The organism is Shewanella hanedai, assembly GCF_007197645.1.
Taxonomy (GTDB): Bacteria; Pseudomonadota; Gammaproteobacteria; order Enterobacterales; family Shewanellaceae; genus Shewanella; species Shewanella hanedai.
On record NZ_VKGK01000009.1, the window covers coordinates 99,722 to 122,169 of the forward strand.

General features: G+C 44.1%; 20 protein-coding genes. 14 read left to right on the forward strand and 6 right to left on the reverse strand.

The genetic code is table 11. From position 1 onward, the window contains the following. Position 1 precedes the first annotated feature (1 nt). Positions 2–1,348 (reverse strand): ATP-binding cassette domain-containing protein, encoded by a 1,347-nt coding sequence (locus FN961_RS09455; RefSeq protein ID WP_143564330.1) that lies wholly within the window; start codon positions 1,346–1,348, stop codon positions 2–4. 502 nt (positions 1,349–1,850) lie between these two features. Between FN961_RS09455 and FN961_RS09460 the strand changes: the two genes are divergently transcribed. After that, positions 1,851–3,209, forward strand: a complete 1,359-nt coding sequence (locus FN961_RS09460) for an isochorismate synthase (protein ID WP_143564331.1) — start codon at positions 1,851–1,853, stop codon at positions 3,207–3,209. On the opposite strand, the gene FN961_RS09465 is transcribed toward FN961_RS09460, so the two are convergent. Then, a complete protein-coding gene (locus FN961_RS09465; RefSeq protein WP_143564332.1) occupies positions 3,206–3,940 on the reverse strand; it encodes a substrate-binding periplasmic protein in 735 nt (244 codons plus the stop codon). The two genes, FN961_RS09460 and FN961_RS09465, sit on opposite strands and share 4 nt — an antisense overlap. A gap of 258 nt (positions 3,941–4,198) precedes the next feature. On the opposite strand from FN961_RS09465, the gene FN961_RS09470 reads away from it, so the two are divergent. Together FN961_RS09470 and FN961_RS09475 are read left to right on the forward strand one after the other, a co-directional pair. Beyond that, a complete protein-coding gene (locus FN961_RS09470; protein WP_144039937.1) occupies positions 4,199–4,870 on the forward strand; it encodes a 7-cyano-7-deazaguanine/7-aminomethyl-7-deazaguanine transporter in 672 nt (223 codons plus the stop codon). A gap of 212 nt (positions 4,871–5,082) precedes the next feature. Beyond that, complete coding sequence (locus FN961_RS09475) at positions 5,083–5,547, forward strand: GNAT family N-acetyltransferase (protein ID WP_144039938.1); 465 nt, start codon at positions 5,083–5,085, stop codon at positions 5,545–5,547. 599 nt (positions 5,548–6,146) lie between these two features. On the opposite strand, the gene FN961_RS09480 is transcribed toward FN961_RS09475, so the two are convergent. Beyond that, on the reverse strand, positions 6,147–8,264 hold the full coding sequence (locus tag FN961_RS09480; RefSeq protein ID WP_144039939.1) for a sensor histidine kinase: 2,118 nt from the start codon (positions 8,262–8,264) through the stop codon (positions 6,147–6,149). After that, a complete protein-coding gene (locus tag FN961_RS09485) occupies positions 8,265–9,647 on the reverse strand; it encodes a sigma-54-dependent transcriptional regulator (protein WP_144039940.1) in 1,383 nt (460 codons plus the stop codon). It abuts the gene before it with no gap. Positions 9,648–9,928: 281 nt separating this feature from the next. Between FN961_RS09485 and FN961_RS09490 the strand changes: the two genes are divergently transcribed. From FN961_RS09490 to mutM, 11 genes are all read left to right on the forward strand, one after another. Further along, on the forward strand, positions 9,929–10,741 hold the full coding sequence (locus FN961_RS09490) for an ABC transporter substrate-binding protein (RefSeq protein WP_144039941.1): 813 nt from the start codon (positions 9,929–9,931) through the stop codon (positions 10,739–10,741). A 94-nt stretch (positions 10,742–10,835) separates the two neighbouring features. Further along, positions 10,836–11,543 carry an ABC transporter permease gene (locus FN961_RS09495; RefSeq protein WP_144039942.1) on the forward strand — a complete coding sequence of 236 codons (708 nt, stop codon included), beginning with the start codon at positions 10,836–10,838 and terminating at the stop codon, positions 11,541–11,543. Positions 11,544–11,546: 3 nt separating this feature from the next. After that, a complete protein-coding gene (locus tag FN961_RS09500) occupies positions 11,547–12,266 on the forward strand; it encodes an ABC transporter ATP-binding protein (RefSeq protein WP_144039943.1) in 720 nt (239 codons plus the stop codon). Further along, positions 12,250–12,840, forward strand: coding sequence for a molybdenum cofactor guanylyltransferase MobA (gene mobA / locus FN961_RS09505; protein WP_144039944.1), 591 nt, complete (start codon positions 12,250–12,252; stop codon positions 12,838–12,840). The genes FN961_RS09500 and mobA overlap by 17 nt, the downstream gene beginning before the upstream one ends. Before the next feature lie 14 nt (positions 12,841–12,854). Beyond that, entirely contained in the window at positions 12,855–14,663 is a 1,809-nt protein-coding gene (locus tag FN961_RS09510; RefSeq protein ID WP_144039945.1) for a bifunctional molybdopterin-guanine dinucleotide biosynthesis adaptor protein MobB/molybdopterin molybdotransferase MoeA, read from the forward strand. A 21-nt stretch (positions 14,664–14,684) separates the two neighbouring features. Beyond that, a complete protein-coding gene (moaA, locus tag FN961_RS09515; RefSeq protein ID WP_144039946.1) occupies positions 14,685–15,671 on the forward strand; it encodes a GTP 3',8-cyclase MoaA in 987 nt (328 codons plus the stop codon). Positions 15,672–16,477: 806 nt separating this feature from the next. Then, positions 16,478–16,729, forward strand: coding sequence for a hypothetical protein (locus FN961_RS09520; RefSeq protein WP_144039947.1), 252 nt, complete (start codon positions 16,478–16,480; stop codon positions 16,727–16,729). Between the two features lie 22 nt (positions 16,730–16,751). Continuing rightward, complete coding sequence (locus FN961_RS09525; protein ID WP_144039948.1) at positions 16,752–17,036, forward strand: helix-turn-helix domain-containing protein; 285 nt, start codon at positions 16,752–16,754, stop codon at positions 17,034–17,036. Then, entirely contained in the window at positions 17,020–17,985 is a 966-nt protein-coding gene (locus tag FN961_RS09530) for a reverse transcriptase family protein (protein ID WP_144039949.1), read from the forward strand. Before FN961_RS09525 ends, FN961_RS09530 begins: the two co-directional genes overlap by 17 nt. A 968-nt stretch (positions 17,986–18,953) precedes the next feature. After that, positions 18,954–19,454, forward strand: a complete 501-nt coding sequence (locus tag FN961_RS09535; RefSeq protein ID WP_144039950.1) for a hypothetical protein — start codon at positions 18,954–18,956, stop codon at positions 19,452–19,454. A 1-nt stretch (position 19,455) separates the two neighbouring features. After that, positions 19,456–20,271 (forward strand): bifunctional DNA-formamidopyrimidine glycosylase/DNA-(apurinic or apyrimidinic site) lyase, encoded by an 816-nt coding sequence (gene mutM, locus FN961_RS09540; RefSeq protein ID WP_144039951.1) that lies wholly within the window; start codon positions 19,456–19,458, stop codon positions 20,269–20,271. A gap of 97 nt (positions 20,272–20,368) precedes the next feature. Here mutM and FN961_RS09545 read toward each other — a convergent pair whose 3' ends face one another. Together FN961_RS09545 and coaD are read right to left on the reverse strand one after the other, a co-directional pair. Beyond that, entirely contained in the window at positions 20,369–21,853 is a 1,485-nt protein-coding gene (locus FN961_RS09545; protein ID WP_144039952.1) for a capsule assembly Wzi family protein, read from the reverse strand. 12 nt (positions 21,854–21,865) lie between these two features. Further along, positions 21,866–22,342 carry a pantetheine-phosphate adenylyltransferase gene (gene coaD, locus FN961_RS09550; RefSeq protein WP_144039953.1) on the reverse strand — a complete coding sequence of 159 codons (477 nt, stop codon included), beginning with the start codon at positions 22,340–22,342 and terminating at the stop codon, positions 21,866–21,868. Positions 22,343–22,448 lie beyond the last annotated feature (106 nt).

Genomic DNA, 22,448 nt, shown 5'->3' on the forward strand with positions numbered 1-22,448 from the left:
CTTACGCAGCCCCTAGCGCTTGGTTTTCGCCATCACTGCATAAGACGCCATCATGGATCAGCCAATGCCCTGTTACTGGTAGTGTTAACATTTGTCTGTGGCCACTGAGTAAAATGGCACAGCCGCCCCGACTCAGCTTGGTCAGTAGATGCCATACCCGGTTAAGGTATTCACCATCGAGTCCAGCAAAGGGGTCATCGAGCAACAAGACTTTAGGTTTAATGACAGCTAAAGAGGCTAAGGCCACCATGTGCTGCTGCCCATAGGAGAGTGTGTGCGGGGAGTGATCTTTGAGATGTAGTAACCCTAATTCATCTAGCAGCTGTTCAGCCCAGAACAGAGGAAGCTCAAAACGTTTAAGGCTAAATTGAACCTCTTCTAACACGCTGCTTTCAAACAGCTGACGATTAGGGCGTTGTAACAAGAGCCCCAGATCAGCACCAAAAGCCCCCACCTTGGCTTGCTTACCCAGCACTAATAACGGAAGCTCGTTAATATCAGATTGAATGCCGGCCAAACTCTTTAAAAAACTGCTCTTTCCTGTGCCATTATCTCCCACTAAGGAGACAATCTCACCACTGTAGAGCTTTAATGGCTGCATACTTTTGAACAATGGGTCTTGATTGGAAAACCTGAATTCAAATGGCTTGATTTGCATCACACAGACATCAAACTGCACTAGCCCAGCTTGAATATTATCCACAACAACAGGTGTAGGGCAGCCTGCAATTAACTCGCCCGCTTTAATAAAATAGTAGTGATCAACCACATCAACAAATGCATTTGGATTATGATCCACGAGCACAATCGCGACGCCCCCCTCTTTTAACTCAGACAAGACCAACAAGAGTTCTTCAACACCTGCATTATCGAGCTGAGCCCAAGGTTCATCGAGCAGGAGAATGTCAGGTTCAGACACCAATTGAGACGCGATCATCACTCTGTATTTCTGACCTAAAGATAACTGTTCAATGGGCATATCTAAGCTAACAAACAAGCCCACTTTTCTGAGAGCTGACTGTACCTTCCCACGCATGAGTTCAGTAGGGACACATAAGTTTTCCAGTGCAAAAGCGATCTCAGCACCAACACTTTGACGAATAAACTGTACATTGGGGTCTTGCATCACCAAACCCAAAACCAAGCCATCGGCAATATGGAAGTTACCTTCCCATGGCCGTGATAGGACGCCCATGATCAACTTAATTAGCGTGGATTTACCTGAACCTGTTGGCCCACTAATGCAGTGACACTCTCCTCGATTAACCTTCAAGTTAATTTCCTGAAGAACCAATGCTTCATCACAGCGGTAACGATAACTGACCTTATCTAGCTCAAGTAAACTCATGAGTAATAAACAACCTAAGTAAGCCCTAAATCTGTCAGTGCCGTACCACAAAGCCGCTGTCCAGATCGATTATCTGCAGCTGGTAATTTGTGATAAATCACTATTTTCTATGTTAGTTATCGATGATTTCAAACAAGATTAACGTGTCATTACTCGCATTGTTGCTTCACTCTGATTCGCTCTCAAGCAATAAAAAGCTAAAAACAAACGTAGATCGACTAATTCTTATTTTATCTTATGGATATCAGATAGATGAAGGACAAAATGTCCCGCAAACACTGGGAGGTGGACAAATGTATGCACAAAATACGTTTAATATGGACACTTTAATATTGAATATATGGCTAACCTCACAGCTTGACAGGCTACAACTTGACACTTTTTCTCCTGCACATTAGTTTGTCCTTAAGACGATGTCCTAGTGGTTTGCCTATATTCAGTACTTTCAGGGCCCAACCATAACTTTCATGTTTGTTTTTCTGATATGTTTTTGGAGTTTTAATTGGCTGCCTTTTCGTTGTCACAGGCTATTTCATCCCTAACTGACACTCTAAAAAAACTGACATTTCAAACACAAAGCGATCCTATCATTCAGCTTTCCATTCCGATCAAACCTGTGCCCGCTATTGCGTGGTTAGCAGCTCAACCTTGCTACCCTAGAATCTATTGGAAAGGAAGAGATACCGAAGAGGAAGTCGCTGCGATTGGTTGCTGTAAAGATTTTTTTTATGCTGATGGTATCGATGATAATCAACTATCTGCTGAATATCAGAAACAACGTGCACTCTCAAATAATCAAGATATTCGTTATTACGGGGGCGTAGCCTTCGACAGAACCACTGAATGCTGGCCCGAGTTTGGCCGAGCACACTTTGTATTGCCACGTATAGAACTAAGACGAAATGGTCATGACTACAAACTGTTAGTTAACCTCAATTGTGATAGCGAAAATGCGGAGTCTGAGCGTAAACAAGCCATAGATAGCTTAATGGAATTGGCCCCACCAAAGCCGCTGCCACCGCCAAATAAGATCAGCTTATTAAGTCGAAGCGATAGACCTAATCGTTACCGTTGGACCGAGCTGGTTAATCAAGTTACTCATCAGAAGTTTATCAAAGAGACACCTAAAGTGGTGCTGTCACGATTAACTCAACTTGAAGTGAACCAAGTCGTTGACCCGTGGATGTTACTCGCCTGCTGGCAGGGACGAAATCAGAATAGCTTCCAATTTGGCTTTCAGTTTAGTGCCGACAGAACCTTTATATCCTGTACTCCAGAGCGATTATATCGACGTCGACAACGCGAGCTTTTTACTGAAGCCCTCGCAGGAACCACCACTCGTGGGTTAAATCTCGAGGAAGATGACGTTCTGGCGCAAACGCTTTTGGAAGATAATAAAAACAGTCATGAAAATCGACTGGTCAAAGATCATATTGTCGGTGCCTTGGCTCCATTGAGTAATTACGTCGGAGCCGAAAGCTGCCCTAAAATTTTTAAACTGAGTCATATTCAGCATCTTCATCGCTCTATTCGCGCCGAGTTAAAACCTGGCGTTGATGACTTTCAGCTGCTGCAAGCGCTCCACCCTACTCCAGCTGTGGGCGGGTTACCGAAAGAGCCTGCAATGAATTTTATTCGACAAAGTGAAGGTTATGCCAGAGGTTGGTACGCTGGGGCTTGTGGCTATTTCAATAAACACGAGAGTGAGTTTGCCGTGGCAATTCGCAGTGCACTTATCGAACCAGGCCGCATCAACTTGTTTGCCGGAGCTGGAATTGTCTCAGGTTCCGAGGCCGATGCTGAATGGGTAGAGCTTGAAAATAAACTCACGACCATTCTCTCAATTCTAACCGAACTTTAAAGCCGATTAGCATCTGGGCCAACGTATTGACGAAAAAGTCGATCTAGCTCTCCGCTATCGCTCATTTTCTGTAATTCAATGTCGAAATGCGCTTTAAGCAGCTTTCCTTTCTCATTCAAGGCAAACGCAAAATAGATCTCAGTTCTAAATACGTTCTCTATGATCACAAACTGCCTAGGTTCACTTAACTCGGCCGCCTTAGCCAACATAGACGGTTTATAATCCAGTACTGCATCTATGTGCCCTCTGTTTACGCGGTCAAGCATCTCCAGCAGACTGCTGCTCTCCCCGTAATACATGGGGACATCAATAAATTCGTCATAGCGGTATTTCAACATCGCCTGCACTTTCTTGAATGACAAGCTCTCAATACCATCCCAGTTCTTAGCCATTTCAGGTGTCAACGCAATATCGGCACTGTCGACTTCAATGGGCTGATCACTGTAGATAGCCTTAGTTGTATCACCAGCATAGAAGCCTAGCGCCATATCGGCTCGTTCATGATTAAGCAGGTATCTCACTCTTGAAAAAGGGGCGATATCGATCTCAACCTGCCAATTTTCATCTGGGAAAATCTGCTTTAAAACGTCGAAGTAAAAACCTGAGCCGTCTTCATTGGTATAACCCAGCCAAGATTCTGTGACTATGTGTATTGTTTGGGGAGCAGAGGTTGACTGGAGAGGAAACCAGCTTAAACAGAGGAGTAAAAAACACTTAATAGGTCTATTCATAATCACACTGATTTTCCGTTTTAAAGATGAGAATGGAATATCATCAACTAACTTTAGAACAGTTTGTGGTTTTTTGAATTAAATCTTAGCAATGCTCTTGTTCATGGCCAAAAGATCTCTATAATTCCTCGCCCCTAACGGGATAGTATAAATTTGATATCGCCACTGAAACAGATGTCAGTCAGCTGACTAAGCGACACCTAAATAGCGGGTTCCCTCACCCCGCGACCATGAACACGTAATTAAAAAGGCCACAAGATGTTAACGTTAACGACCACACAGATCCGTCGTGCACTATTGCTGCTCGTCGGTTTTCATATCTCAATTATCTGCGCCAGCAACTATCTGGTTCAACTTCCCTTTCAGATCTTTGGTATGCATACCACTTGGGGAGCTTTTAGCTTTCCGTTTGTCTATCTGGCCACCGATCTTACCGTACGGATATTTGGCCAAAGCCCAGCAAGGCGCATCATACTTAAAGCAATGCTGCCCGCTCTGCTTATCTCTTATCTAATGGGTGTATTGTTTCACCAAGGCAGTTTTCAGGGGATAGGCTCATTATCTGAATTCAACACGTTTGTATTTCGTATCGCCTTTGCCAGCTTTGCCGCTTACCTTATTGGTCAGCTAATGGACATTACGGTGTTTGCCAAAATACGCCAAAGCCGTTCTTGGTGGGTAGCACCTGCTGCATCAACACTCATAGGTAACTTAGTTGATACTCTGGTGTTCTTCGGTTTGGCATTTTACGCCTCAACAGACAGCTTTATGGCTGAGCATTGGCCAGAGATCGCCAGTGTCGATTATGGCTTTAAACTGATCGTCAGTTTAGGACTATTCCTACCAGCCTATGGTGTACTGTTAAAAGTCCTTGAGCACAAGATTGTTAGCCCTTCTCAGCCATCGAATAACGACCATAATTTAGCTTAGTAGCAAGCTTGGTCGAGTAAGCATTAATACTATTGGTATTAATGCTTACTGATTAATGGTTTACAAAATATCCATATCCTCGATAGTCAATTCTTACACAACAAGCTGGACTGACCAGTTGTTTTTATACCCAAGCTTCGATTAAAATAGCCGCCTTCCCAATTTCATGCGCGGCTAATGTCTTTTCATCTAGCTAAACAGAGAGAATTAAGATGTACCGAGTCGAAGTAGTGCAAGCAACGTTAGTCACACCTGAGTTATTACACAACCTTGTGGAACTGAGCCAGGCAATTCCTGAATTTGATAATGCGTACCCAGTCGCAGAGTATCAAACACGACTGTCAGACAAACCTATGCTGGCACTATTTATCAAGGTAGAGGAGGAAGTTGCAGGGTTTAAGCTGGGATATGAACTCGGCAATGGTCAGTTCTATAGCTGGCTGGGCGGTATCTTACCTGAGTTCAGAGGCTTAGGTTTGGCAAAGCAGCTATTACTAGTTCAAGAGCATTGGGCGAGAGAGCAGGGCTACCACCAGATTGAAGTAAAGACATTAAACTGCTTCGCTTCCATGCTTAAGATGCTTATTTCAAATCAATATCAGATCACTAGCCTTAAGCAAGATACTGATAATAAATCACTTAATAAGATCAGTTTGCAGAAATCACTGCAGGTGTAATGTAAAGATTAGCTTAAGTTTCAATAAAAACTTGCCACACCAAATGATAATGATTACTATTTGCATGCGTTCCAAGAACTTTGAATACATCACTGAACGGATAAGCACTTCATCTCTGCTTATTTGCTCTCCCTTCAGAACGTTGTCGGGTTAAGGTTATGTAGGATAAGTTTGCAAAGCACGACATTGCTCACACACTCTTATCGCCGAGAATTTTATTTTTCTCGGCATTTTTTTATCTTTTTTTCGAGTACTTACCTTTCATACCAGACATTCAGCAGTGAAAAACACACAGATAAACAGACTTAAAAATCATTAAATTCATAATCTTAATATAAGACTCAGTAAACAATTCAACTTAAGTAGATAAAAGTGAATAAAACAGTTGCAAACACAAATGATAATGATTACTATTTGCATGCGTTCCAAGAACTCCGAATACATAATTGAGCAAATAAGCACTTCATCTCTGCTTATTTGCTTACCCCTTCAGAACATTGTCGGGTTATGTAGGATGAGTTTGCAAAGCACGACATTGCTCACACACTCTTATCGCCGAGAATTTTATTTTTCTCGGCATTTTTTTGTCTGACGTTCAGCTAGTTGTCGTTGAAGTGCAAGCCTTTATATGGGGTATCATTCTGATCTTCTTTCGCTTTATGGTAAAGGCCGATGGTAAATAGTGTGCCTTTTCCTAATGTTGAGCTGACTTCTATGGTGCCGCCAATACGCTTAATGATCCCGTAACTGAGCGATAAACCTAAACCAGTACCATCGGCTCTTGTGGTGTAGAAAGGATCGAAAATACGGCTAAGCTGATCCTTTGGAATCCCCATGCCTTCATCTTCGACCTCAATTTTCACACCAATGGGTTCATCATTATGCACCCAGTCATAAGTGCGGATCCAAATGCGTCCTTTTTCATCCATCGCATGGGCAGCGTTCACAACTAAGTTAATTAGCACCTGCAGCAGTTGAGGACGATTAACCTCTATCGGGAAACTCGCATTGAGCTCTTGGCTCAATATCACTTCCTGCTCCTGTATAGAGTGACGAACGAGCACCAACATCTCTTCTATAATCGGCGTCAGTTGATGCATCTCTAGAGGCGCGTTGAACTCGCCAGGACGACTGTACTGCAACAGGCTACGAATAATGGTACTGATTCGACCGACCTGTTGAATAACCAACTCGATCTCCTCCTCCACACATTCGGCGTTTTCCCCTAACTCATACTTCAACAACTCCATGTTGCCTAAAATAACAGCCGTAGGATTATTGATTTCGTGGGCAATACCGGCGGTTAACTCACCCAAGGCCGTCAGCTTTTCATTGGTCACCAGCTGTTGTCTGGTTTCATTGAGCAGTTCGACGTTATTTTGTAGCTCAACCGTCTTGTCTTGTAAGCTACGAGTACGCTCTTCCACTTTCACTTCAAGCTGTTCTGCCGCCGCCTGAATTTGGGTATTACGCTCCTGCAGCAGATCGAGCATGCGATCAAACTGTTCAGCCAAGTTAGAAAGCTCATTTTCACGCTCAAGCCCAAGCGAGCCAATACGTAGATTTCGACCCGATTGCACCGCTTTAACTACGTGATGAATCCGCTCTATTGGCTGAAGTAAACTGTAGGCACCTCGATAAACCAACAAGCCCGACACCAGCAGCACCAACATCAAAATAGTGCCGAGCTCAATAATGTTCAGCAAGTAGTTATGGATAAATGGAGACTCTGAAAAACCGGTATAGATCATACCGACTCGCTTACCCTGCACATCAACAAGTGGCGCATAAGCCGAGATAAACCAATCGTTAAATACAAAAGCGCGATCGACCCAAAGCAAGCCTTGGTTGAGCACTTTAGATTTCACTTCCTCGGATACCAAACTGCCTAATGCACGACCGACGGTTTCGTTACCTTGAGGAAAAAAGTGAAGAGGTACATTGGTACTGATTCGGGTGTTATCGAGAAAAATGGTCACGGTACCGATTGAACGCTCAGGCAGTGTTCCCTCGTCGTAAACCAAATCTCGAATATGATCGACAATGCGAATATCACGGTTAAGCAGTATGCCGCCATCAAGGTACCAAGACACAAAACCATCGGCATTAGGTACGGGCAGCAAACTACGACTTAGCATGCCTCGCTCTTCGACACTCTTGTTTGGCTTTTGTGAGCGTGGTGTCTCCACCAGCGTAATGCTGGCAAGCGGGACTAAGTCAGGATCGATTCTGACTAAACGTTCTGGAGATAACACCATGAGTCCAGAATAGGGAGAGCTCCCTTGGACTTTCTGTAACATCTGACGAAGATCAGGATCTTCAGCCGCTTCTTCTACGCTAACCAAGCGTAAAAAATCAAGATCGAGCAGGATTTTCTGTTGATTAAGTAAACTGTCTATTTGATCTCGGTACTTTTGTTTATTCGCATCAAACAATCTAAAGTCATTTTGAAACGGCCAAGACTCCATCACGAGTTCTAACTGTTTCTCCTGACTTTCCTGAACCGATATCAAGGTATTATTCGCAACCGTCAGGTCCGCTTTAACCTTCATAAACAGCTGTTGGCCGGTATAGCTTATGTTCCAGTAGATGGTAATGAACACCAAGCTCACCAGAGTCAACAGTATCGGCAACAAGGTTAAGATAAGAATGCGATAGCGCACTTTTGCCTGCATCTGCTGCCAATTAATACCAAAAATGCGCGGGAAGAATGACATTTAAACCTCTCCGGGATGTTCGATACCGAACCACTCTTTATATTTTCTATCTAAGGTTTTTCTGGAGACACCTAAATCTCTCGCTGCCGCGGACTTATTGCCGTTATGGGCATCGACAACTTGCGTGACATGGTGCTTCTCCACATCTTTAAGAGACCACTCTAGCGGGTAACCTGATTCAACCAGCACCTCAGCCTTAGGTTGTTGTTTCCAGTACTCAGCGGGAGGTTTGCCAAGTAAAATACAACGTTCAATCATATTTCTCAGTTCACGAATATTACCCGGCCACTCGTGTTGCTGTAGTTTGACCATATCTTCATGGCTCCAAACAACCTCTTTCACGCCAAGTTCAGCCGCTAGCTGTCTGGTAAAATGATGAGTAAGCTCCACTACATCTTCAGGTCGATCTCTTAATGGCGGAATTAAAATATCCAACACATTGAGACGGTAATAAAGATCACGTCTAAAGTGTCCCGCTTCAACCTCTTCAGCCAGCTTTCTGTTAGTGGCAGCCAACACTCTTACATCAATTTTGGTTTCTTTTTCACTACCGACAGGACGGATAGTACGCTGCTCTAAAACACGTAATAGTGCCGTTTGCATCTTCAGCGGCATCTCACCAATTTCATCTAAGAAAATCGTGCCGCCGGATGCAAAGCTAAATAGGCCTTCACGATTGCCTTTAGCGCCGGTAAATGCACCAGCACAGTGACCAAAAAGCTCACTTTCAAGAAGCTCTGGAGCGATAGCACCACAGTTAACGGGTACAAATGGGCCTTGTCGGCCACTCAACAGATGCAGTTGTCTAGCAACCAGCTCTTTACCGGTTCCCGACTCACCTTCAATAAGAATAATGGCATTGGTCGGAGCGACGCGTTCGATAATATGCTTCACCTCCTTCATGGCCTCACTGCTGCCAATAATCGTCGAAGATTGGCCAATAGAGACTTCACGGCGAAGCATCAAGTTTTCACGTTTGAGTAAACGACGTTCGATACAACGATCGACCGCTTTCATCATCTGTTCGAGATGGAATGGCTTCATGATGAAATCAGATGCGCCAGCACGTAATGCCTTAATCGCGACATCCATATCGGCATAACCCGTCATAAAGATAATATCCGAGCGACGCTCCTGATCGTTTAAGGCTTCATGCCATTCGATCCCTGAACGTCCAGGCAAACGGATATCAACAATAAGCAGGTCAAAGTGACACCGACTTCGCAACTGCTCAGCGTCTTCCACGCTGGACGCGGTCTCAACTAAGGCAAACTTTTTTGATAGCGCTTTTTTTAAAAAGCTACGCATACCAGGCTCATCGTCAACAATAAGCACGGAAACGGCTGAAGGAAGTGGTTTTAACGCTTTATTTATCTGGCTCATATTGTCATCTTTAGGACATTTTGTCTCATCTATTGATGATTCTATCACCATAGCAAGCCAAATAGGTCACTGTGAACCAAAGAATGAGGCCTGTGGGACAAAATGTCTGTCTTTCATGATGTTAACTTGCGACAAAGATCCCAAAAGCGACTGATTTGTGAAGTTAAATTTCAGTACAAGCTGTTGGCATTCATTTTGCTATATAAGTTATTAAGTACAATACAAAATTTTAATGGCCCATCTTGGCAGGTGGGCCGTATTCAAAACATCCAGGAGCAAGAATGTTAAACCTCAAATCGATCTTCAGCTTAGCCTTAGCTGCAACCCTGCTTATTACAACACCAGCGAAAGCCGAAGACGTTATCAAATTAGCAACTACTACAAGTACTGAAAACTCAGGCCTTTTGAACAACTTACTGCCTAAATTTGAAGCTGAAACAGGTTACACAGTACAGGTCATTGCAACAGGTACTGGTAAAGCATTGAAACTTGCCAGCCAAGGTAATGTTGATGTCATCATGACTCACGCACCAGCAGCGGAAGCTAAATTTGTCGATGAAGGCTTTGGACTTTTACCTCGTGGCATAATGGAGAACGATTTTGTGATCTTGGGCCCTAAAAATGACCCTGCAAAGATCCGTAGCAGTAAGACAGTTGAAGAGGCTTTTGCTAAAATAGCCAAGTCTGGTGCACCTTTTATCTCTCGTGGAGATAACTCAGGCACCAACATGAAAGAATTGATCATCTGGAAGAACGCTAACATTGATCCTTCATTCACAGGTTATACCTCTGTTGGACAAGGCATGGGTAAGACCCTGCTTATGGCAGATGAATTACAAGGTTACACGCTATCTGATCGCGGTACCTTCGTGGCTTATAAAGCGAAACTTGATATGGCAATTGATTTTGATGGCGGACATGCATTAGCTAACCCATATCAAATTATGCTAATTAACCCTGCTAAATATCCTGAACTTAACCACAAAGGCGCAAGAGCCCTTAGTGATTGGTTGATCAGTGCTGAAGCTCAAAGCATGATCAACAGCTATAAAGTTCAAGGTGAGCAACTATTTAAGGCAACTTATAGCGAATGATTTTAAGGTTCTGGATAAGCCATTATTTAACATGGTATGCGCAGGTAACACCTCAGATTGTAGGTGTTCGATTACTTAACTGGGTATATCATAAATGAATGACGGCTGGTTAGCCCTTATACAGCAGGCCTTTGGCCTGCTGTTTTCATTGGACCCTGATGTGTGGGCCATTGTTTCGGTTTCTTTTTCTGTCTCTTTCGCTGCGCTAGCAATCACCTTGCTGCCGTCGATGATACTAGGCTTCATGCTGGCTTTCGGACAGTTCCCCGGTCGCTGGTTTATCACCAACATGATCCAAACTCTGCAATCTATCCCTACTGTTGTTATCGGTCTTCTTGTTTACCTTATGCTGACTCGCATGGGCCCCTTAGGTGATTTAAGGTGGCTATTCACCCAAAAGGGCATGATACTCGGTCAAATGCTGATTTGCGCCCCAGTACTTGTCTCTATGAGTCAGGCAGCATTTACCAGTGTTGATAGACGCGCATGGGAAACCTCTCGTACCTTAGGAGCCTCTTGGCTTAGGGCTATTTGGACCTTGTGCAGAGAACTAAAAGTTCCCCTGCTACTCGCCATTGTTGCAGGCTTTAGCCGCATATTAACCGAAGTGGGTTGCTCGATGATGGTCGGTGGTAACATTGCTGGTGTCACACGTAATATCCCCACAGCCATAGCACTTGAAACCAGTAAAGGCGATTTTGCACAAGCTATCGCACTCGGTCTGGTTCTGCTTATTTTGTCGCTGATTCTCAACTTCACCTTAGGTACCCTAAGAGGTAAAGCTGAGCCAAGGAGCCATTAAGATATGGTTAAAGTGATTGCACAAGATATCGAGATGCGATTTGGTGAGCGTACGCTTTTTACTGTCGAGAGATTGCAACTCGCTCAAGGCCAGACCATACACCTTCAAGGCGATAACGGTAGCGGTAAAACCACCTTGATGAAACTGCTGGCAGGATTAGTCTCCCCAACCAAGGGAAAGGTCTCGGTTCAAGGCTTTGCACCATTACCCTGGTGGCGTTCAAACCCACTACTGGGCAAAGCTGTTTATCTGCACCAACACCCTTACCTGTTTGACGGCAGCGTCGAGTATAACCTCAACTACCCACATCCCTTTTGTGAGATGAGTAAACAGCAGCTTGAACAGAGAACCCAAGATGCAATACACAAAGCGGATTTAGTACATCTCACTAAACAAGCCGCATCAAGCCTATCCGGCGGTGAAAGACAACGTCTGGCCATCGCCAGAGCGTGGATAATGCAGCCTAAATTACTCATGTTAGATGAGCCGACATCGAACATGGACACCTATTCTCAAGAGCTGGTATTGAGTATGGTGAAAGATCTTCAGCAAATAGGCACCGGAATGTTAGTCAGTAGTCATCAATCTTGTGTACTTACCAGCCTATGTGATCAAAGCTGGCAGATAGCGGATCAAGGTATTCGTTCATCGACGCCTTCAAAAGAGGGTATTAACAGCGACCCTATAACATTACAGGAACCAAGATATGTCATTGCAAATTGATGCTGTCATCTTAGCTGGCGGCATGGCCAGACGTATGGGCGGAAATGACAAAGGTCTGGTCGAGCTATTAGACCAACCTATGATAAAGCATACGATTGATCGAATTAAACCTCAGGTTAACGAGATCATGATCAACGCAAACCGTAATCAAACCCAGTATGCTGAATTTGGTTATCCAGTTTTCAGTGATGAAGACTCAGGCTATTTAGGCCCTTTAGCTGGCATGATCACCGCAATGGCGAAAACTCAAGCTGATTACCTACTTGTGGTTCCCTGTGATTGTCCTCTACTGCCATTAGATCTCGTTGAGCGTATGCTAGCTCAAATACAGAGTGAAGATGCTGAACTTGCAGTCGCCAGTGACGGCAAGCGTGAACAACCAGTCGTGCTGCTATTAAAACCCAGCTTACGAGACTCAATGAAAGCCTTTTTAGACGGTGGTGAGCGTAAAATTGATTTTTGGTACGCCAAACATCACTGCATGGTTGCTGAGTTTGCCGATCAACCCAATGCCTTTGTAAATGTGAATACGCCAGAACAAAAACAACAACTTGCTGAGGCAATAGCCAAATAATATTCGAGGTTTCAATGTCTACTCCCTTTACCAATCCGCTGTCGATCCCTGTCCTCGGGTTTTGTGCTTATAGCGGCACAGGAAAAACCACACTGTTAAAGAAACTCATTCCTGAGCTAAATCGTCGTGGCGTTAAACTCGCTGTGATTAAACATGCTCATCATAATTTCGATGTGGATATTCCCGGTAAAGACAGTTACGAGATGCGCAAATCTGGCGCCCGTCAGGTATTGGTAGCCTCGCATATTCGTTGGGCGTTAATGACTGAAGATGCGGTTGATGAAGCCCCTGAGCTCCCTCACCTGCTGCAGCAAATAGAACAAGACAAAGTCGATATCGTTTTAGTTGAAGGGTTTAAGAAACTCGAACTGCCTAAAATTGAGCTGCATCGTGCCGCCCACGGCAAACCCTTTATCCATACTCACGATAACAACATTCAAGCCATAGCCTGCTGCGACGACACACAACTCCCTAGTGAACTGCGCCGCCTTGATATCAACAACGTCGAGCAGATTGCCGATTTTGTTATCGAGTATGCTCAAAGCTGGCAGCCTAATACAGTAAGCTTACCACTGGCACCACAAGCGCCCGAGTGCGGCTGTGAAGTCGATACCAGTAAAACGCTTTCGGTACGTCAAGGTATCGATAACATTCTCTCCTTCGTCAATCCAGTGAGCGAACATGAAGTCATCGAACTCGATGAACTCAGTGGTCGAGTGTTAGCACAAGATGCTATCTCTCCTGTGGATGTACCACAACAGACTAACTCTGCGATGGACGGTTATGCGTTCAAATATTCAGAGTCAATGTTGCCAAGTTACACCATCGTCGCCGATGTGATGGCGGGGCACCAATACGCTGACATACTTCAGCAAAGCGAAGCAGTGCGCATCATGACTGGCGCGCCAGTTCCCGCTGGCGCTGATACAGTGCAGATGAAAGAGCTGGCAACAGAGAATGGCGATAGCATTAGTTTTCAAGGTGACATCATTTTAGGCCAGCATGTCAGGCTTGCAGGTGAAGATATTGCCAAAGGTAAAACAGCACTTGCTGCCCATAATCGCTTGCAAGCACCAGAGCAAGGGATGCTGGCGTCACTTGGCTTCGGCCAGTTACCCGTTTTCAGACGCCCTAAAGTTGCCGTATTCTCAACTGGCGATGAGGTTTGCCAACCCGGCGAGCCGTTAAAACCTAGCTGTATCTATGACTCTAATCGTTTCACCATCAAATCTATGGTGAGAAAGCTGGGTTGTGACGTGATCGATCTTGGCATCATACATGACTCAGAAGAAGCCCTAGTCGACGCACTCAGCCAAGCGGCTGTTGACGCCGATGTGGTCATCAGTTCTGGCGGTGTCTCTGTTGGTGATGCTGACTTTATCAAGCTCGCACTGGCGAAAGTGGGACAGATTAACTTCTGGCGTATCAATATGCGCCCCGGCAGACCATTAGCCTTTGGCCAAATCGGTTCCAGCCTCTTCTTCGGCTTACCGGGCAATCCCGTTGCCGTCATGGTTTCCTTTATGCAATTTGTTCAACCTGCACTCAGAAAGCTAGCAGGAGAGAAAGCATGGGAGCAAACCATGGTTCCCGCCGTTGCCGATTGTAAAATGCGTAGCCGCGTTGGGCGCACCGAGTTTATCCGCGGTATTTTCCACTTAGCACAAGATGGCAAGCTGCATGTAACGACAACAGGTGCACAGGGGTCAGGAATGCTGAGCTCAATGGTGCAAGGAAACTGTTTTATCGTTATTGGTGAGCAAGATGAACAGCTAAATGCGGGTGATACTGTTTACATTCAACCTTTTGCCGATCTGTTATAGGTAACTCTGTAGGGTTCTAATATGAGTTTAATCGTCGACGCCTTCGGCCGTAAGGTGGAATACCTGCGTCTTTCTGTTACCGATAGGTGTGATTTTCGCTGCGTCTACTGCATGGGTGAAGATCCCTGCTTTCTTGAGCGAGAACAGATACTGAGTTTAGAGGAGCTTGCGTGGGTAGGCCAAGCCTTTACCGAGTTAGGCGTGAAGAAAATTCGCTTAACAGGCGGTGAGCCGTTAGTGCGTACCGATTGCGATCAACTGGTGAAGCGCTTAAGCGCGCTACCGGGATTATCAGAACTGTCCATGACCACCAATGGTTCGAGACTGACTAAGTTTGCTCAAAAGATGAAAGGCTACGGCCTTGCCAGATTGAACATCAGTCTAGATACGTTAAAACCTGAACTCTTCACCGAACTCACTCGCAATGGCAAACTTGAGCGTGTGATTAAAGGGATCGATACTGCCAAAGCCGCAGGCTTTAAACGCATCAAGATTAACGCAGTGATTTTACGCGGCCAAAACGATGATGAAGTGTTAGATCTTATCGAATTTTGTCGTGACCGTGAGCTCGATATCGCCTTTATCGAAGAGATGCCATTGGGTGTCATTGATGAACGTAAAAAGAGCCGCCACTGCAGTAGTGAAGAAGTAAAGGCCATCATATCTCAACGGTATGAACTGACGATTTCGGATAAACGTACCGGCGGCCCAGCCCGTTATTACACGATGCCGGGAAGCCCTATCCATATTGGCTTTATCTCCCCCCACAGTAATAACTTCTGCCATGAATGTAACCGAGTTCGAGTGACAGTCGAAGGACGTCTACTCCTCTGTTTAGGCAACGAACACTCGGTGGATCTTAAAGCCATTGTGCGTGAGTTTCCTGCTGATATTGAGAAGTTAAAAACCGCCATTTTAGATGCCATTAAACTCAAGCCTAAAGAGCACGTATTTGGGGAAGAAGGCGATGTACAGATATTGCGGTTTATGAATACAACTGGGGGCTAACTTGCCTGATAGCAAATTCTAGCCACTTACCAGATAGTAAGTGGTGAAGTCTCTTTTTGGTTTCATTGGGCAGGGCTTACATTTGATGGTTTGTTGGTAACCATAGCTTCATTGGTACCTATTGCTTGCAGCAGGCTTTCATGTAGCTACTTCTGTGGGACGCTATAAATATATCCCTATACGCTCTGCGGTTTCATCCCTGAAACCGAAGCCCACAGCCGCACCTACACCGGTTATTTATCTCTTCGAATTAAGCTAATTGGCTACGAGCCCTTTGTTTAACTTAAGTTTATACCGACACTACCATTCTCAGTTATTTATTAATTGACCACTTGTAAACTATTGACTATTTGTCAAGTTTCAGTGATAATTTCAACTACAGGATGTTTCGTCCTGATGTTCTTTAAAATAATGACCTTTTTCGGATCGTAACTGGCAGTAATGCCGATTATCTTAGTGATAATCCACTTTACCCACACCTAAATGTAATGCTCGTCAGATAGACAGTTCGTCAGATAGACAGTTCGTCAGGCAGACAGTTCGTCAGGCAGACAGTTCGTCAGGCAGACAGTTCGTCAGGCAGACAGTTCGTCAGGCAGACAGTTCGTCAGGCAGACAGTTCGTCAGGCAGACAGTTCGTCAGATAGACTGTTCGTCAGATAGACTGTTCGTCAGGCAGGCAGCTAAAATGGAGGGAGAACAATAAATTGTTCTAAAGATTGTGGTTTACGCTATCTATATCATTTTATTCGGTTCGGTAAATTTTTGGAGGGAATTTTCCCAACATCGAATAAAAAGGTTGTTTTATGAATACTAAAATTTTAAAGAACTCACGTGAAGTACTAGAATTAATTTTACGTGAGAAACATGATGATATAGATAGCAGTACGAAACTTAAGGTAGAGCAATTACTCAGCCAGATCAATGCAGAACTTGAAGGAAAATCAGCTTCTAGAACAACTAAACGTGAGGTTTTGGAAACGTTTGGAGTGTTACTAGGTGTAATCCATAAAGGAGCAGAACTTGTTGAAAAAATGTTCTCCATCTTCAATTCGTAAAGTAAACCATTAGTTTTTTATTATGAATTTTTCAAATACTTTAGAAAAGTGCCGTAAGCACAGAAAATTATCCAAGAAATACTTGGCGGATAAGATTGGCAAAAGTGCCTCTTATATAACTCTTTTAGAACAAGGGAAGAGAGAACCAAACTTTAGTCTTGTTGAAGATTTGTGTGCAGCGCTAGATATTCCAACATCTGTCTTTATGTTTCTTGCTTCTCAGGATCAAGATTTACCTATGAGTGATGAGTTAACTACAAAGATAGAAAAACTTATGTATAAATTAATTGATGACTCTGACTCCTGAATACAAGCTAAAATCTATCGGTAGCATTGATGCTCTCGCCTTCTTACTAGATCTTCCATTAAACAGAGTTCAGTATTTAGCAAATAACGCATCTGATCTATATCGTGTAGCCAGAATTGAACAAAAGAAGTCTGGTGGTCAACGCGTTACCTATGATGCTTATAAAGTCCTTAAAGCCATTCACCGAAAACTTCAGCATCAAATCTTTAAAAAAGTAATATATCCTCAATACATGCAAGGCTCAATCAGTGGGCGTTCTTACATAACGAACGTTAGATATCATACAAAGTGTAAAATTGTGATTTGTGAAGATATTTCTAATTTCTTCCCTACTATTCAAGCCGTCCAAGTCGAAAAAATGTTTATGCGTCTGTTCCGCTTCCCTCTAGAGGTGGCAAAAACCTTAACAAATCTAGTAACTTTAAACGGCAGTGTACCCCAAGGTGGGATTTGCAGTAGTTACATCGCCAATCTGGTAATGTGGGAGAAAGAATCGATTCTTGTTTCACGCCTTCTTACTGTCAAACTAACCTATACCAGATATGTCGACGATATTACTGTATCTTCTAAATCTTACATGACTAAACAAGAAATCAGTGAAGTGATTGCCTCAATTTATGGAATGCTTCGTTATTACGGTGTTGAGCCAAATAAAAGTAAACATGAAGTTTTAGGTAATGGTTCGCACCAGGCCGTACATCGTGTTGGAGTTAATGGTAACCGTCCTAGTTTTGGTAAAGAAGAGAAGAAGAAAATAAGAAGTGCGGTTCATAATCTAAGTACCTTATTTTCTGATGACAAGTGTACATATGAAGCTTACTTGAGAGAATTTAGTTCTGTGAGTTCACAAGTAGGCAAGCTACAACAACTCAATGAATACCAAGGGAAGAGATATAGAGGAGACTTAAACACAATGAAACCGTCTATTAAACGATTTAACCTGGGATAATTGGGGTCGTGTAAACTTTTGCTCTACCTATTAGCACTTACCTTCAGAACTGCATTTGTCTCGAGAGACTTTAAGAGGATTATACGCTTGCGGGGGATGGATTCGTGATGGATATCAGGTTGTTTGCTTAAAACATAAGCTGATATGTATACAGTATGTCTATCAGTAATTTCACTGATTAGGTTTGTACCATCGCTCAATTTACTCATTATATTACAGCTAGTTAAGTAGCCACTAACATAACTCACTACTTCAGTTTTCTTACCCGTAGCCACAGGCTATTCTGTGAGCAACGCATTCTGTAGACGCTTCTCCTTCCTTAAGGCTTTCCACTCGCAGCGAAGCGTTCTAGCAGTGAGCCTGCGAACGACCTCTCAGGCACATAGTGCCGTCCTCGCAGGGCTAAGCCCGCTCTGTAAACACCAAACAAAAAAGCGATTCACCACGAAGGACACGAAGACCACGGAGAGGAGCAAAGAGGCTGAACACATTCGTTATTGATTAAACCGAAGAGATGACCTTTTTGTAGATCAGCAAGTTTAGATACGGTTGGAGGTTAAACTGTCCCCATTGGAAGTTGCCGAAATACGTAATTCAAAATGCTGTAGAGTCATCATGGATGATGACTCAGACTCGGAGCTACATGGACGGTGAACAGGCCCTTAAACAAAAAAGTTGTTGATGAGGCCGCTCTCTAACATCCATGTTATCGCGGCATTTGTGAATCCATTCACATCAAACAGCAGTCCTCCTTGCCCGGTGTGGTATGGAATACCACGACTTTAATTTCAAACAAAGTTTGAACAAAAGATAAAGCAGATGAAGATACTGCCTTCAACAAACAAACCAGATACCCAACCAGCTGGAAGCTAAACCAAACAATGTGACCAGTCTTCATTTGAAGACTGGGTAACTTACCGATACACTGATTAACTAACCAACATTAGATGACTAGCTGAAATAGAACTATGGCGCTATCACGTAAAAACTGGAATAACATCATCATCTTTAGCTCATTGATGATGATTGCCATACTCACTTTACTCAATGACAAAACCATTGAATTGCCTTCGGATGCGCATCCTCTTTTTGATGAACAATCGCCATTAGCGCAGCTGCAAATCAATGAACTCTGGTTGAGTAAAGGGAGCCAATGGCAATGCCATGAGAGCGTGCTTAATTGCCAAGTTTGGGCCAATGCTTGGAGTCAAATACAGCTATCACCTGTCGCCGATCAGCAAGTCTTGTTCGAACATGATAATGCCGATAAGCCCCTTGAGCTGATGATATTAATAGCCGATAACAGTCAGGCTCAAACTTGGTACTGGTATCAACATCAAGGGCTACTTAAATCTTCGGCAAATAATTGGTATCTCATCCCTCCAAGTTTAAGAGAAGCCTTGAACCCAATCATTAAAATATCTGCACCGGTTTCTGAAGCCGCTTCCGGTATGAATAAAGAGAGTTAATATGCCAGAACTACCAGAAGTTGAGGTCACCCGTCAGGGAGTCTCGCCATACTTGATTGACCAAGAGGTCACCGGGCTTACCGTACGTAACGCTAGTCTCCGTTGGCCAGTGCCTGAACTGGCACAGCAGATTGTCGGTCAAACTATACGTAGTGTGCATCGCCGTGCTAAGTATCTGCTTATCGACACTGATGCTGGCACGACAATCGTGCATTTAGGCATGTCGGGTAGTTTAAGGATTGTGACGGCGTTAACCCCTGTCGAGAAGCATGATCATATTGATTTAGCCTTAGCGAGTGGCAAGATATTACGCTTTAACGATCCTCGCCGCTTCGGTGCTTGGTTATGGTATGAACTCCCGATCGATGCGCATCCTCTACTCACGAAACTGGGGCCAGAGCCACTAACGGACGCATTCACACCCGACCATCTCTTTGGGGCATTAAAGAATAAGAAAAAGGCGATAAAGCTTTGCTTGATGGACAATCATATCGTGGTGGGGGTTGGCAATATCTACGCCAACGAAGCACTGTTTGCTGCTGGGATACACCCAGAGACTGAAGCGGGCAAGGTCGATTTAGAGCGTTTGGTCATCTTGGTATCTGAAGTAAAACAGATCTTAGCCAACGCGATTAAACAAGGCGGAACAACGTTAAAAGATTTTACCAATGCAGATGGGAAACCCGGATACTTTGCCCAGAAACTTCATGTTTATGGCCGAGGAGGTCAAATTTGTACTCAATGTGGCAATCTGCTCAGTGAAATAAAACTGGGGCAAAGAGCCACGGTCTTCTGCGGCTTGTGTCAGACGAGATAGAAAGTTGGAAAGAACGCCACTGCGTTATTACGAGGGCGTTCGCAAGCTCACAGCGAGCTGCTTCTAGGACCTAGAACCTAGAGTCTCGAACCTTCTCCTAAAAACGATACTCGTAGGTACCGAATAACGTTGCGTCAGTCTTCTTATCTTCAACCTCAAACTCAGATTGAGATACAGTCCCTCCAACACTCATCATCCCTTTCCAGATAGGCATACGATAACTCAATTCCAGCATCAGCAAATCTTCTTTAGGCGGCTGAGGTGCCCAGCCATGAGTTGGACTTGAACCATCTTTATTAAGCTGTGCATAACGGAGTATCGATGTTATTCCACGACTGTCAGCAAACTGCCCGATTAAGCCTAACGCATACACCTTGGCATCACTGTCATAAGTACTGCCATAAGCCTTGCCATGGTAACGGGAGCCACTTTTGTAATCACTGTGTTCATACATACAGTTGAAGACATTATCATCTTCACCACAGGCAACCATGGTGTCTGTGTACTCAAAAAACAATTTGTATTGAGCAGAGTCGATATTAAAACGAGTATCAACACCACCAGCGTGACCACAATCGACAATATCCCAAGGGGCAGAGCCAGTAGCATCTTCACAAGTTTGTTCGTAATAGACACCGAACGGCACATTGAACCAGGTATCGCTAAAACGAATATCGTAACCTGCTACTTGGTTTCCATAGTTAGTACAACCGCCCTCACCCTCTTCGCGACAATCTCTTTGGCCTGTTATCGACTTAAGCGCAGTCTGTAACGAACACTCTTGGCCTTCACCACAAAATTGGGTCGACCAAGAAAAACCTATCTCTAATTGTCTAAAAGGGCGCAGCGAACTTCTAAAATTCCACAACAGAGGATTGGCAATTGCTCGCTCCTCCTCTAAACGGCTAATACCAGCAGTGAGTGTCCAAGGGCCTAGCCAAGAGAGCCAAGGCGTCTCAAATGCAGCGGCATTATTACGACTCAGCATGACTGAAGGCAATGGTCGCGCATTATTCGTTCTGGCCATCGCCGAATCAAACCCTGGTCCCCACCATTGTTCAACAGCACCGACTGTCACCATCCAGTTACCTAATGCCATCGCCAGATAGGAATCATCGAGACGAACCTCTTTACCATCTGTTGGCTCATAGTTAGCAGACGCAGCAACTTTATAAGCGAAACGCTCCCCCATATATTCATGGGAAACTTGCAGCTCACCTTTTTCACGATAATCTGAACCGAAATGCTGGAAACGAGCAGGATCGGTGGCAGCCACAGCTTTAATTCGTGTATTGCCTTTATTGCCTACAGCATTACGGTAATAAAAATTAACGCGGGCAAAAGCCTGTGCTAAAGCAGGAGTCAAGGTAGATGGCTCAGTCTTAGCCAAATCCACAGCAATACCAGACCACATTAAAGGATATGTATTTACAGGAACGGTGATGACGCCTTCATCGGCAAGCGCTTGAATATCAGCTCGTAAATAGATATCAGACACATCAACCCAAGGCGCTGATAAAACTGAAAAAGAACTTAGAAGCAGTAAAACTGCCGTGAGCTGTACACTATAAAATTTCGACATAAAAATTGACTACTATCCTTTACTTAAAAGTGCTTTGCTCACTTCCGGGTGAACAAATTGGCTGACATCACCACCATGTAAAGCCACCTCTTTTACTAAGGTCGAAGAGATAAACGAGTTCTCCTCCGACGGCGTTAAAAATACGCTTTCTAGATCAGGGCTCAAACGGCGATTCATATTAGCCAGCTGAAATTCATATTCAAAATCAGACACAGCCCTTAACCCTCGAACGAGTACACTCGCTTGTTGATCTTTGGCAAAATCGACTAACAAACCACTGAAACCAACAACTTCTACATTATCAAGATGCGCCGTCACCAGTTTAAGCAGTTGAACTCTTTCATCTAAACTAAATCTAGGCTGTTTTGATGGATTAGCTGCGATACCTATCACCACATGCTTGAACAGCTTAGCGGCCCTTTCGATAAGATCCGCATGTCCATTCGTCACGGGATCAAAGGTCCCAGGATATATTGCTCGTTTATGCACTATGTTCTATCCAGTGATCATTCCAAATTCATTGGAACTATAGATGAGTCAGACACACATCTTACTTGGTTTACTTTAGTATGTGAATCGCACACATACTGCTCAA

Coding starts and splice junctions, on each gene's coding strand:
- FN961_RS09470 (WP_144039937.1), top strand. CDS start 4,199: ATGTTAACGTTAACGACCACACAGATCCGTCGTGCACTATTGCTGCTC.
- FN961_RS09530 (WP_144039949.1), top strand. CDS start 17,020: ATGACTCTGACTCCTGAATACAAGCTAAAATCTATCGGTAGCATTGAT.
- FN961_RS09545 (WP_144039952.1), bottom strand. CDS start 21,853: ATGTCGAAATTTTATAGTGTACAGCTCACGGCAGTTTTACTGCTTCTA.
- FN961_RS09535 (WP_144039950.1), top strand. CDS start 18,954: ATGGCGCTATCACGTAAAAACTGGAATAACATCATCATCTTTAGCTCA.
- FN961_RS09510 (WP_144039945.1), top strand. CDS start 12,855: ATGTCTACTCCCTTTACCAATCCGCTGTCGATCCCTGTCCTCGGGTTT.
- FN961_RS09455 (WP_143564330.1), bottom strand. CDS start 1,348: ATGAGTTTACTTGAGCTAGATAAGGTCAGTTATCGTTACCGCTGTGAT.
- mobA (WP_144039944.1), top strand. CDS start 12,250: ATGTCATTGCAAATTGATGCTGTCATCTTAGCTGGCGGCATGGCCAGA.
- FN961_RS09500 (WP_144039943.1), top strand. CDS start 11,547: ATGGTTAAAGTGATTGCACAAGATATCGAGATGCGATTTGGTGAGCGT.
- FN961_RS09480 (WP_144039939.1), bottom strand. CDS start 8,264: ATGTCATTCTTCCCGCGCATTTTTGGTATTAATTGGCAGCAGATGCAG.
- FN961_RS09485 (WP_144039940.1), bottom strand. CDS start 9,647: ATGAGCCAGATAAATAAAGCGTTAAAACCACTTCCTTCAGCCGTTTCC.
- FN961_RS09525 (WP_144039948.1), top strand. CDS start 16,752: ATGAATTTTTCAAATACTTTAGAAAAGTGCCGTAAGCACAGAAAATTA.
- FN961_RS09465 (WP_143564332.1), bottom strand. CDS start 3,940: ATGAATAGACCTATTAAGTGTTTTTTACTCCTCTGTTTAAGCTGGTTT.
- FN961_RS09475 (WP_144039938.1), top strand. CDS start 5,083: ATGTACCGAGTCGAAGTAGTGCAAGCAACGTTAGTCACACCTGAGTTA.
- FN961_RS09520 (WP_144039947.1), top strand. CDS start 16,478: ATGAATACTAAAATTTTAAAGAACTCACGTGAAGTACTAGAATTAATT.
- moaA (WP_144039946.1), top strand. CDS start 14,685: ATGAGTTTAATCGTCGACGCCTTCGGCCGTAAGGTGGAATACCTGCGT.
- FN961_RS09490 (WP_144039941.1), top strand. CDS start 9,929: ATGTTAAACCTCAAATCGATCTTCAGCTTAGCCTTAGCTGCAACCCTG.
- FN961_RS09495 (WP_144039942.1), top strand. CDS start 10,836: ATGAATGACGGCTGGTTAGCCCTTATACAGCAGGCCTTTGGCCTGCTG.
- mutM (WP_144039951.1), top strand. CDS start 19,456: ATGCCAGAACTACCAGAAGTTGAGGTCACCCGTCAGGGAGTCTCGCCA.